We start from the raw sequence: 12930 nt of genomic DNA, 5'->3' as shown, positions 1-12930 counted from the left end.
ATACGACTATATTTTCCTACTCTAGTAATCTCCATTGTTTGACCATAGGAGGTATTTACATGTTTCGTAAGCATCGCTATACAAATTTAGATGAAGTAAAAACGACAAAAACGTTTAATGACTTTCGGCGTTGGCAAAAGGAACGGAGACAAAAGAAGAAAGATTTAAGTATTCATATCGAACATGTTCCAGTGCAGCTTGAAGAACTCCATGCCAATCAATCAGAAACATCCATTACGTGGATTGGCCATTCAACATTTTTAATTCAAATGAACGGTTTGAATTTCTTAACGGATCCGGTTTGGGCAAATCGCATGGGGTTTCAAAAACGTTTAACTGCGCCAGGGATGGATATAAAAGATTTACCCAACATAGATTGCGTGTTCATTTCCCATGGCCATTATGATCATTTAGATTTTCATACAATCAAACAATTGAAAGGAAATCCGATTTTCTATGTACCAATTGGACTCGGACATGCTTTTTCCAAACGCGGTTATGATCATTTCATTGAAGGAAATTGGTATAATGCATTTCAGTATCATGGACTAACGTTTTCGTTTGTCCCTGCACAACATTGGACGAAAAGAACTTTGACAGACACGAACACCTCTCATTGGGGTGGCTGGATCATTGAAAACGAAACTCAATCGATCTATTTCGTTGGGGATACAGGGTATTTTAAAGGTTTCTCCGACATTGCTCAAAAATTTTCAATCCAAACCGTATTAATGCCGATTGGAGCTTACGAGCCCGAATGGTTTATGAAAGAAAGTCATATGAATCCAGAAGAAGCAGTGAAAGCTTTCTTACAAGTAGAAGCTAAAACTTTCATCCCTATGCATTACGGAACCTACCATTTAGCAGACGACACCGGTCCAGAAGCGCTTGAACGGCTAAAAGCAGAGTGGGAGAGATTGAAACTGGATGATAAAGATTTATTGACATTACGAATTGGAGAAACATACTGGTTGTAACGAACAACTCGAGTTTTATGTATTAATTCACGCCAACAATGATCACATATGAAAGATGTTAAACTTAATCGTTTAGAAGACCGCTCTCTACGTTTGTAACTTACAACAATTGACTTCGAACTTTCTTGTCGAACTGTGGTATGCTATTCAAAGAACCATTCATTGTAAAAGAGGTGAAAAAATTGAATCAATCTATTAGCAATGAAGTCATTCTTCAAGCCATTACGGAATTGTCATATCTTGTAAAGGAAAACCAATCCGACTTGAAAGAATTACGGACTGTCGTTGAGTCGAATCACAACGAATTGAAAGAGTTGCGCTCTGTCGTTGAGACGAATCATAACGAATTAAAAGAGTTGCGCTCTGTCGTCGAGTCGAATCACCTTGAAGTTATGGGACGCATTGACACCGTGGAAGATCATCTAAGTGAAAAGATTCGTAAAGTAGACGGCAAAGTGACCATCCTATCGAATGAACTGTTAGAGACAAAAGCCGACGTCCTTCGGTTACAACAAGCTCGATATTGAAAGAAGCCGATGACCAAGCCTTTTCACTTGTTTGGTCATCGGCTTCTATTTTTAGGGTTAGACTCGATAATGCATTTTACTATCTATCACATTATGAATTTGCATTTCCACGCTATCCGTTATTCAATCATCAATACATCTTTGGTCCCTTCAATGGCACGTTGATTGTTGCACAATGCATGCATATGACGTTGAAAACGCCACATAACAAAAGCGTGCATGTTTGCTTGCGTAATATAATAAATAAACCAAGGCAATGATGGTAAATAATCATGAATGGCAATGATTACTTCTTGAGCACCTGGAATTTTCCGAAATTCCATTCGTCCTCTTTGGTTGACATTGGGATCCATTAGAAAGCCACCCGTTATATAGTACAATGCGCGTTCTTCCGTACTCCGCTCTTGTGAATAATTCAGTTCAAGTAATGTCCGATTGCCAATAAATCCAATTTTGCAATTCAAATTCTCGTCTACAGAAGTCAATACCCACGGGTTTAGAAACGTTTCCAACCATCTTACGTAGTAGCGTGCAACACGGTCAGCTGACCATCCATCAGGCATCTCAATCCGCTGTACAGAACGGACATCTTGTTTCAAAGGACCAAAGCTCGGTGATTTCATACTATGTTTCCCTTCGGACGCTTCACCTTGTAAAGCAGCTGCTGCCGCTTCCATAAATGTGATGTCCCCTTCACTGATGCCGTCAACTTTATTTCTCGGACTCACAACCATCGGATGTTTTAAACTTTCAACTAACGGATATACCATTTCCTTTGACGACTGTGTAATAAGCGTGAGCCATAAGCGAGAAAGATTTAACGAAAAGAAAGGGACATCAACAAATTTACGCTTCACTCCTAGTACTGCAGCTGTTTGTTCCATCATCGACTTATACGTCATCACTTCTGGACCACCAATGTCAATTGTTCTTTCCTTCGGTTCAAAGTCAAGAAGTATTGAACGTAACGCTCTGAGGACATCATCCAATGCAACAGGTTGTGTTTGTGACCTTGTCCATTTCGGCAGAATCATTAACGGTAAGCGCTTGACTAATTTTAAAAGGATGGGGAATGAAGATCCTTTTGGACCGATTATTAATCCTGCTCGCAAAGCTGTTACGGGAACACCATATGCGCGTAATATCCTTTCGCATTCTAGCCTACTTTTCAAATGCCTCGACAGATGCTTCTCATCTTCATTTGGAATGATGCCACTTAAGTAAACAATCTCCTGAATACCTTGTCTCTTTGCCGCTTGTGCAAAGTTATCAGCTAAAATGACATCCATATCTTCAAATGACCCTTGTGTGAGTCGGGCAGACTTCAACATCGAATGTACAAGATAGACAGCAATATCCGCTCCCGCTAAACCTTTCTCCGCATCTTTCATCGAAAACAAATCGCAACAACGCCATTCCACATCTTCTGTATTTTTATGGTGATTGTCAGTACGAGACAATGCAATGACCTTTGCATGACCTTTTAATTGTTTTACTAAATTCCTGCCAATGTATCCGCTAGCTCCCGCAATGGCAATGACCAATTTTCGTTCTCCCATTAACGCTCCCCCGTTCTTATCAATTAACTATTCATCTACCCTGCGGATCATGTCGTAAAACTTATGCATCCATTTATATAGCTCATTAACTATACCTCCTATCCGGAGAATAAGTCTTGATTGATAGTAACAAAAAAACAATCACTATCCTCGGGCGTAACAAGGAAAGTGATTGTTGTTGAATCGGTTATTCCATTAACTACGTAAAATCTTCTCCATCTTCTTCCCTTTCGCCAACTCATCAATCAGTTTGTCCAAGTACCGGATTTCCCGCATCGTCGGCTCTTCTACTTCTTCTACACGTATGCCACAAACAACACCTTTTATCAATTCACGAGATGGGTTCATTTGTGTAGCTTCCGCAAAGAACGTCTCAAAGTCCGTTCTGTTCTCCAGATGTTCATTCATTTCTTTATGCTGGTAGCCCGTTAACCAACAGATAATTTCATCCACTTCAGCCTTTGTCCGCCCTTTTCTCTCCGCTTTTGCAATGTAATGCGGATAGACATCAGCAAATGGCATTGTGTAGATTTTGTGTTTGGTCATGATAGCCTCCTTCAATCATAATTCATATAAGGTAAATGTTAAGCTTCATTACTCCTTAAAAACTTCCTGCATAATATAGTAGGATTGTTTTAAACGTTCTTTATAAAGCGGAGTTTCCCAATTGTCCCATGTAAACCGCTTGAACTGTCCAATCCTATTGCCCGTTTTTTGTGGAAACGAATCTATCACCCGATTCGAAGCATCTACCATAATAGCTCCAATTCCTATATCCTCCACAATAATGCTTGCTTGTTCACCTTGTGCAGCAATGTTTCCGAAAAACTCTTTTTGGCTCGGATCTTTTGATTGGATAAGTAACCATGGAATTCTTAACTCCAGTTTGCCTTCCACAAACGAATAGTCCGACAAAGAATTGTATTCTTTTGACTCCGGATTACCGTTCCCCTCTTTTAATTTCCCTGCTTCATAAGATGAGTAAGGAACAGTCCGGTTTTCATTTGGAATAAAATACGGTTTGTTAAGGACATATTCAATCTGAATAAATTCACCTGTATCATTCCTTCGGACAACATCCTCTATCAATTCAAGTTTCTTACCATATAAGTAATGGTACAGATCATAAAAAGGATCAATCATAAGTCTAGACTGATTTCCATTTATTTTAGCAATGAACTCCATCCCATTCTCAAAGCTTATGTCTTGGATACTTGTAATTTTATGATTCCCTTGAGCTGGGACGGTATCAAGTGTAATGATTGGATAATCTCCATTGGCCACTTGACTTTCATCTAGATCAAGACGAATATACAAATAGCGTTCATCAAAGTCGACAAACATTTTTTTCATAATCCCGTCGTTCTTGTCATAAAAAGCCTCTGTTTTCCAATCATCAATCGTGCCATCTACTTTGATCTTCAGCCTATCAAAACTAAGCAATCCAAATTGTTGTTCATTTGTTTGAGCATTTGACCAATACGGTCTACGGTCTGGATTGTCATATTCCATCGTATTCCATGTCCGTTTAAACCATTCATCCTGCCAAGTAAAGACTAATCCTCCCATTAAGCCTTCGTGAAGGATATCTTCATAAAGATGTTTTAAAGCTTCACCCTGTTCCGTTTCAGACATGAATCCTTGATTGAACCCAAACGGATTTTCGTGCGTTTTCCCACGAGAGGCTGGGATGCCAAACTCAGCAATTAAGATTGGAAGACGGTGGGCATTATGAAGCTCATTCAAATAAGCCGCATAGCTGTTTTTCTCGCCTCTAAAATCCGTATATTCCAAGTACTTTTTTTCGTAATTCAGAAAATCAGGATAGTAGGGATACACATGGTAGGATGCAAACTGACCCGCTTTCTCCATTTCATTTTTCACATAGATATTGTTCGGATCGACCGTTACTAAGTCTTCTCCTTCTGAAGAATCAGCAGGATGCTCTAATAAATCTGTTGTTACCCAGTTCGTGAAACTCATCGGCCGTATCGACTGGTAGGTTTCCAGTTCATAGGTCACGAGGTAATCCATCTGTTCTGCAAGCCAGTATTCAAATGGATTTGCATTTTTCGTCTCAAAATACGTACCAGTATACTCACCAATGCCAGCATGTGTGTTATTCGTTCCTTCAACCATAAATGGATACCATTCCACACCAATCATCCAAGCACTTACCCATTGGGAAATGTCTGCATCGTATACACCTGATGCATGCCCAGGACGAGCTTCCAAGTCTGCATTCCCATGAATAACGTCTGTCAATCGTTTCATTTCATTACGGAAATCCTCTAGGTTAGTTTCCTCAAAAGCATCGAGTGATTCGACAAGCGATTCTTCATTTATCCATACGCCATGCATGACATGAATAGGTTGCTCCTGCGTTTCATTGTACGCTTTAAGTGCTCGATAAAATGCTGGTGGATGTAACGTGTATACTCGAATCGTATTTGCATTCATCTTCCCAATATGTTCAAACCACCTGTAGTATTCCCCTTCTTCAATACCAGCTTCCCCAGGGAATGTTCCAGGTTTCGCCATTCCAATATTAACGCCTTTCACAGTGATTGGCTGCCAAGTACCGTCTACTTTTATTTCCATCCGTTCATTGTTAATGCGTGAAGTCATTTGAATCGTATTTTCATTATCCATTTTAACAGTCAAATCCTTATTCATACCAAATCCATCTAAAGCACCTTTCATCATAGGGACATATGCAGACCAAAAAAATGATTCATTTGAAAATGCATATAAAGCTTTATATAGTTGAGGCAAACCTTTCAACTGATAGACTTTCGGAACAGTTGGCACATCGTTATAATCACCTGCAAAATAGATACTTTCAGATGATCCCTCTGCTTTTCTGACAACAGCTGCAAATTCATTTGGAATCCCATGTTCAATTAACACGCGCTTTCCTTCATCCGTTAAGGACCAATCATAGGTCGCAAGCACGTCTGCTCCAGGTCTAGCAGTAACAATATCAAACCAATACGTATACTTGTGTGATCCTTTTACACCTAACCGTTGCTCACCTTTTTCCGTAAATGTCATAGTGACGCTATCTTCATTTAAATGCTTGTCATCCTCAAGGACAACGACTGAACCATCCAAGTCATTGACGAGCAAGAAACCACCGCCAGTATATGCCCATTCTCCCTCGTATTCATCAATTACCCACTGTGGTATTTCCTTATTTTCTCGATAATCAAGATTGTCAAAATACCTTCCATTCCAACCTTTCCATTCGATTCCTAAATGCTTAGTCACCTGTTTACGAACGTTCTCATTTGTAGGAGAGGCAAATGTATTATACTCTGCTAGTAGAAGAGATGGCTTTTTTGAAGTTGTTCGTTCTACAATATTTGCCCACTCATCCTCTTCTAGTCCACCAATAATTTTTGCAGATCGTGCGCCATATCTATCCCCAACGTCTTTCCCTATATCATCTTCAAATACGCCGTATGTATCCGCTATATAGATAACATCCGTTGAATCGTAACTTTCGGGCAACTGCTTTTTGCTTACCTCGCTCCCCTCATTGTCAGGCGGAATCACTCCATAATAATCCCTCGAAGCACGAAAAGGTTTCCCGTTATCGTTTTTCACTTTGTAATGATTCAATACCCATGTAACACCAAGATGTTCACGATACGAATCATCTGCTACCGTTTTGTCAATGATAGCAACCGTCAAATCTTTTTCCTTCTCAACAATCCATAACAAGAATGGTAGTAAAAGGAGGACGAGGAAAGTAAAAATTAGTAGGTACACTTTTTTCATTTTCGAACCTCCTTCGAAACTGTCGCTCCAACACGCTCCATTTCTCCCCATGATGAAATGCGCATAAGAGAACGGATCAAGCCTTCAACACGCCAAATCAATGTCAATGGTCTATACCAAAAGACTTCAGTTAACGTTAGCACCATCATTTTAAAAACGTCGCGCATTTTTGGAAAGGTCCTCAAGCTCCAAGACTCCAACAAAACCGCTCCCATTGAAAACACAGTGCCATACAGCACTAGTAAAAGCATAAGTGAAACTGCATATTCATAGTAAATACCTCCAAGGAAAAAAGCGGTGACAACATAAGCGTAACCAGCAAGTTCAATAACAGGTCCGAGGCATTCTATTATCCAAAAATAAGGAACAGATATCATGCCTACAGCACCATATTTAGGATTAAGTGTCATTTTACGATGAGTCCATAAACTCTCAAGCAAACCTTGATGCCAACGTCGGCGTTGCTTTCGTAACACCGATAGTGTCTGAGGTGCTTCTGTCCAACAAACGGGATCAGGAACAAATTCAATTCGATGATCAAGCTTTTCTTCCTTTAACATACGTTGGAGCTTTACAACAATCTCCATATCTTCTCCAATTGTCGTTGTACTGAAACCACCAGCTCGTATTACCATCTTTTTTGAAAAAACACTGAATGCACCCGAGATAATAAGTACGAGATTGTACTTACTAAGCGCAATTCTGCCCATCAGGAATGCCCGTAAATACTCAACAATTTGCATCACGACAAATGGTCGTCCTGATAGTTTGACTGCCGAAACGGCACCATATTCTACGTCTAATCCATTAACAATCCGAACATTACCTCCAGCGGCAATCACTTTGCCATCTGACATGATAATAGGTTTCATCACCCGAAGTAATGAACTATTATCAAGGATAGAATCTCCATCTATCGTACAAAAGTAGGGATATCTCGCATAGTTAATTCCAACGTTCAGCGCATCTCCTTTACCGCCATTTTCTTTGCGAATTAGCCAAAGATTTGGATGGATTTCAGATTGATACATCTCTATTACGTTTTTTGTTTTTAATTTTGGATCAATATGTTTTTCAGCTTTTCTCATACGAAATTGTTGAATGACAACTGCAGCCGTGCGATCTTTTGAGCCATCATCAATAATAAGCAGTTCAGTTTGTGGATAATCAAGGCTTAGCAATGAATGGATTGTCGCCAAAATTCCCGTTTCTTCATTGTATGCAGGGACAAGTATCGTCACAGGTTTGGAATAGAAAGCATTAATGAAGCGGCTATCCAACTCTCTGCGATCCAGACTTCGTTCCTTTCGCAGTGTTCGAAATGCCAATATAAACATGATGCTGTAAGAAATGATGACAGTAGCCATGTATAGAAATATAATATTTCCGAAAAAGTGCATCCCTGCCTCAATAATCGGCATAATCAATCGCCCCCCTTCCAATGTGACGACATCGAGCCATCTGACTGATCGTTTATCCGAGTTTGAGTGTTCACGTGTGATAGGCTCTCACTTTCTACTACACTAGCGGCAACTTGCTTATATATGTCTAAATTAGGTTGTTGGAAGCTTGTTTTATTCCCCAGAAATGATTGTGCACTCTCACGAACAAGAAATACGTTGTCGTTTATGAGTTGCTTTACGTATTGGTTCGCTTGATCTTTTGGCATATTTCGAAGCATTTGTGCCACTTGATAGCGTTCCTGCCATTGTTTGGATGTGATTGCTTTAGCAAGAATGCCTATTTCCGGCACTGCAGCGAGCGTATTGAAGGCTCTAATTACTCGAATACGCAATTCATCATCTTCACTTTTGTATAAGTCTTCTAATGCTTGTGTATGGAGTCGATCCATTTTCATCCCGATTACATCAGCTAGCGCGTATCGAACATTTGGATGTAGGTGTTCTTTTAATGATAATATCTCATTGAAGACCTCTTCTGGCATACTGTAAAAAAGTTCTTTTAAGTCATTTGTGGATAATCGCTGAAGCCTCTGTTGATGGTTGTCTAAGAACTTTTCAGGCGCAAATTTCAATTCAATGACTAACAACAAAAATAATTCTTCGCTGCTAACTTTATTAGTAAGTCGGGACCTGCATTCTTGATCTAATGAATAGATATTAAAGTCATAGATTCTGTTTAATGCATTTATTCGTTCTCCCCAATTACGACTTTTGAGCTTTTGTTTATAAAACTCTGCCAAGCGTCGATTCGCAAATCGGCTTATTCTTTTGTCCAAATCTTTGCCTTTTAAATTATTTGCTACTGAGCGGAATAACTCCTCAATTGCTGTTATTTCCGCAACGTTTTTGGGAATTAACTGATTATCACATATGTCATCTTCTCGTAGGTATTCATACCATCTCTCTCTATTGACCGTTAGATAGTTGGCAGAAAGTTCTTTCCTGTTACTGTCTCGGTAGCTCACAATCGACAAATAGAATATAAAGACGACAAGCACACAGGACATTGCAACAATAAGCAGGATAATCCATTCGATTGGTAAACCGATCATGACCAAATCCCACCTAACAACCGCTTTACCTGCGCTTCAAACAATCGGAGATTAAAAGGTTTTACTAGGTATCCGTCTGTTCCACTTTCATATGCGTAGATCATATCTTCTTCAGTATTTCGACGCGTCATCATTAAAATTGTGAATTTTTCTTCATTCGGCATTGCCCTTAATGTATGTAACACGTCAAGTCCGTTCTTTTTAGGTAAAATATCGCTCATGATGACGAGGTGTGGATGCCAAGAGTTCACCCAATCTGTTTGAAGCAGCGATAATCCATCTTCAAAATCCCGAATTTGTAAGTTGACCTCTTTCAGTTCAACACGTTCAATCGCCATTGTTAAAAAATCCCTGAACAACTTATCCTCGTCTAAGATACTTACTTTCACAGTTGTGACTGGTTTATCAAAACCGGAATGTGCATGAATTACGTGAATACAGTCATTTTTCATTCCATTAGTTTCTACCATTTCATTCCTGCATATTGCAAGAGCTCCTTCCAGTGTCAGCTCCGGGTGAAAAATCTCTACAATAACCGCCTGAAATACACTTTCGTTCTCCACAATTTTAAAGTGCTTACAATTCTCTTCAAGTCGTTGGAGAAAACCAGAAGCTTCTACTGCACCACTATGCGGTAGCAGTATACCAATCTCGTTTGGTTGAGCCGTTGCAAACAATACGTCCTGATCCCTCATAAACTCTTGTAATTTAACTTTCACATCTTTTATAAAAGATAAATTCTTGGTTTCTTCTTTCAAAAGTACAAGTGACATTGTCTGTCGATCCCTAAGAACATTGGCTCTTAGTAAATCAAAGACATACTGAAGGAAAGGACCTTCTAGCACATTTGAAAATTTATTGACTTCCATTGCAATACCCCCCATAAAAATTAAAAAGCGCTAATACCTCTCCATACCCTTTAGTATGACGATTCAGTGTTTTTTAATAAAAAAATAGTAATCTAAGCTATGCATTCTAGTTATTTAATCTTCTTATTACTGATATGCGCAAACTGTACTATCACTATAGCATGCATGAATACCGTACTCTAACAAAAATTACATGCGTTCAACCTATAAGTATTCCGCAAACACTAATCCTGTCTTATTCCATACATCCAAAAAAGCTCACGCAAGACTACATACGTGAGTAATGCTTTAACTATATTCAATAAATTGATCTACTCAGCAACCTTTTCTGCGAGAACCTGACTTCTTATCCTTCTTGGCTAGAGTTAATTCTCCACCCACCAAGTCACCATTAGAGGCATAAGGTTCTTGCAATGCTATGCCCAGTTCTTGATAAGTATCCTCGGTAGGGAAGACTACTATTAAAAAGTAATTCCCCCGCTCGGACATAAACAAGCAAGGGGAATCACTTCTCTTTAGAAATCATTAGAACTCTTAGATGTTTACTTACACTTATTTAATCGGAACTGGATAACTAGCTACTCATCAGCTATAGACACTTGCGCAAGTTCCGGCTGCTGGTTCGTAAAAACAGTGATTTTTATACTGTCCAGTAAAGGGTTGCCCGTACCAAGTTGGCGGGCATGGTGCGTAAGGATTAAAATACCAAAGTGCATATTTAGCCGGCTGCACTCTCCAATAATCCAAGTTCTGCTTTGCTAATTTCTTCTCAACATTTCTTGCGCGTTGGTAAAATAGATTCCCTTTTTGAACAGCTTCAAAAGAATAGTTGCCGCCTTGTATTTGAAAAATGACGTCGTTAATGGTCCGAACATCATTAAAATCTAGACAGTTGGCGACAGCTCGGTTCACAATGACATTTCCTACATATAACATACCTTGCTTTCCTTCGCCTTCAGCTTCCGCTCGCATCATCCTCGCCATGACATCGACATCCGCATCTCGGTATTTGACTCTAGGCATTTTGCCACCTCCAACTATAGCATATGAAAGGAGGTGCAAATCGATGCTGATCGTACTCCTGGAAGAGCGTCCATTTACACTCAGATTTTAACAATGAACTTGAAAATGACAGTCATCGTGATGATAAAAGCTAGCATAATTACGCCAGCACCCACCGCTAAATATTTTATGCGCAAACGGAACAAAACTTTGTGATCCAAAACAGAATTCGTTTGTTCAAACCAACGCTTCTCTCCACATTCCTCACAAAATAATCGGTAGTGTACGCGGTGAGTCGTTTTGGAAAATGGTCCTGCTGCCACCGTAACGCTCTTCTCTTTCTTCATTGTAAACGCAAATTTCCAGTCAATTTCAGTCAACTTTATTTGCTTTTCATGTCGGCAATCAGCAGACCGAAATTCATATTGAAACGTCTCATACCAGTCCTGGCTCGTTAACTCCTTCTTATATTTCTTCATCAATAAAACAATTCCAGTTATAACAATAAAAAGCACAACCCCTATCACAATAAATATACTTACTAACACCTACACTCCCAACCTTTCATACCAACTAAACTCTTATATTTTTAATTTTCTTAATTATTTAAGGGACAGGCACCAAAACAATTTAGATTATTCCGATTACTACACGAAAAATATAATTTCTTGTATTTTTTCTTTCGACAGTTTTCTACACACTCCTTGTAATTCGTTAAAAACGTTACTTCCTTCTTAGAAATTGCAAGGTTTCTATAATTTTTTTAGACATTAGATACATTGATTCCTAAACTTTTTACCTGATTGCCGATATATGCAGTAAATAGATTGTAATTATTCAGCAGGGATTGTTAAAATCCTTACAAAGGAAGGGTGATCGATTTGAAATCGACTATTATAAAACGCAACAATGTTCGGATCAGTGGAGCTGGTCGACAGACTATTCTTTTTGCACACGGGTTTGGGTGTGATCAATCCGTTTGGGATAGAATTGTTCCCGCTTTTGAAACTGACTATCAAGTCGTGGTATTTGACTACGTTGGCTCAGGTAGAAGTGATAAATCGGCCTATGATGCAACTCGCTACAGCAACTTGCATGGCTATGCACAAGATGTAATTGACGTCTGTGATGCACTTGAATTGGAAAAGATCTTGTACGTCGGCCATTCTGTCAGCGGTATGATTGGAGGATTAGTCTCCATTAAACGTCCAGACTTAATCGGTAAACTTGTTATGATCGGACCTTCTCCCCATTATTTAAATGAACCAAATTACATTGGCGGATTCGACGAATCGGATATCCACGAACTATTGGACATGATGGAAACGAATTACAAAGAATGGACTAAATACTTAGCACCTGTTGCTATGGATACACCAGATCAACCTGAATTAGTGGCAGAGTTTGAGGAACTGCTCTATTCAAATGACCATCAAATTGCTCGTCAATTTGCAGAAGCCACTTTCTATTCGGATCACCGCCAAGATGTGCACAATATTCCTGTGAAAACACTGATCTTGCAAACGACGTTAGATGCCATTGTTCCACTAGAAGTAGCAGAATTTCTACAGAAGGAAATTCCAGATAGTGAATTGGTCATTATGGAAAAAGCGAAAGGCCATAATCCACACATTAGCGAACCTGAAGAGACAATCGAAGAAATTCGTCGTTTCATTCGCTAAGCTAGGAGGGGACGTT

General features: G+C 39.3%; 11 protein-coding genes. 3 read left to right on the top strand and 8 right to left on the bottom strand.

Annotated features, from left to right (window positions below; genetic code table 11):
- The first annotated feature begins 59 nt into the window (after positions 1 to 59).
- Both NRI27_RS09935 and NRI27_RS09930 read left to right on the top strand, forming a co-directional pair.
- Positions 60 to 977 (top strand): MBL fold metallo-hydrolase, encoded by a 918-nt coding sequence (locus NRI27_RS09935; protein ID WP_371390547.1) that lies wholly within the window; start codon positions 60 to 62, stop codon positions 975 to 977.
- Between the two features lie 182 nt (positions 978 to 1159).
- Complete coding sequence (locus tag NRI27_RS09930) at positions 1160 to 1504, top strand: hypothetical protein (RefSeq protein WP_371390546.1); 345 nt, start codon at positions 1160 to 1162, stop codon at positions 1502 to 1504.
- A 119-nt stretch (positions 1505 to 1623) separates the two neighbouring features.
- On the opposite strand, the gene NRI27_RS09925 is transcribed toward NRI27_RS09930, so the two are convergent.
- From NRI27_RS09925 to NRI27_RS09890, 8 genes are all read right to left on the bottom strand, one after another.
- Positions 1624 to 3063 (bottom strand): NAD(P)H-binding protein, encoded by a 1440-nt coding sequence (locus NRI27_RS09925; protein WP_371390545.1) that lies wholly within the window; start codon positions 3061 to 3063, stop codon positions 1624 to 1626.
- 195 nt (positions 3064 to 3258) lie between these two features.
- A complete protein-coding gene (locus tag NRI27_RS09920; RefSeq protein WP_371390544.1) occupies positions 3259 to 3609 on the bottom strand; it encodes a DUF2200 domain-containing protein in 351 nt (116 codons plus the stop codon).
- A 48-nt stretch (positions 3610 to 3657) separates the two neighbouring features.
- Entirely contained in the window at positions 3658 to 6846 is a 3189-nt protein-coding gene (locus tag NRI27_RS09915; protein WP_371390543.1) for a hypothetical protein, read from the bottom strand.
- A complete protein-coding gene (locus tag NRI27_RS09910; protein WP_371390542.1) occupies positions 6843 to 8267 on the bottom strand; it encodes a glycosyltransferase family 2 protein in 1425 nt (474 codons plus the stop codon). Before NRI27_RS09910 ends, NRI27_RS09915 begins: the two co-directional genes overlap by 4 nt.
- A gap of 2 nt (positions 8268 to 8269) precedes the next feature.
- Complete coding sequence (locus NRI27_RS09905) at positions 8270 to 9361, bottom strand: HEAT repeat domain-containing protein (RefSeq protein WP_371390540.1); 1092 nt, start codon at positions 9359 to 9361, stop codon at positions 8270 to 8272.
- The gene (locus NRI27_RS09900; RefSeq protein WP_371390539.1) at positions 9358 to 10230 is read right to left on the bottom strand and encodes a response regulator transcription factor; all 873 of its coding nucleotides are present in this window, start codon (positions 10228 to 10230) and stop codon (positions 9358 to 9360) included. The genes NRI27_RS09905 and NRI27_RS09900 overlap by 4 nt, the downstream gene beginning before the upstream one ends.
- 585 nt (positions 10231 to 10815) lie before the next feature.
- A complete protein-coding gene (locus NRI27_RS09895) occupies positions 10816 to 11253 on the bottom strand; it encodes a cell wall hydrolase (RefSeq protein WP_317944070.1) in 438 nt (145 codons plus the stop codon).
- An 80-nt stretch (positions 11254 to 11333) separates the two neighbouring features.
- Positions 11334 to 11711: a hypothetical protein gene (locus tag NRI27_RS09890; protein ID WP_371390538.1), complete on the bottom strand. Its 378-nt coding sequence runs from the start codon at positions 11709 to 11711 to the stop codon at positions 11334 to 11336.
- A gap of 402 nt (positions 11712 to 12113) precedes the next feature.
- Between NRI27_RS09890 and NRI27_RS09885 the strand changes: the two genes are divergently transcribed.
- Positions 12114 to 12914, top strand: a complete 801-nt coding sequence (locus NRI27_RS09885; protein ID WP_371390537.1) for an alpha/beta fold hydrolase — start codon at positions 12114 to 12116, stop codon at positions 12912 to 12914.
- The last annotated feature ends 16 nt before the right edge of the window (positions 12915 to 12930 follow it).

The sequence above is a fragment of the Sporosarcina sp. OR05 genome, from assembly GCF_041414805.1.
Taxonomy (GTDB): Bacteria; Bacillota; Bacilli; order Bacillales_A; family Planococcaceae; genus Sporosarcina; species Sporosarcina saromensis.
The sequence above is the reverse complement of the archived record's forward strand: the minus strand, read 5'-3'. Positions and strand labels throughout refer to the sequence as shown.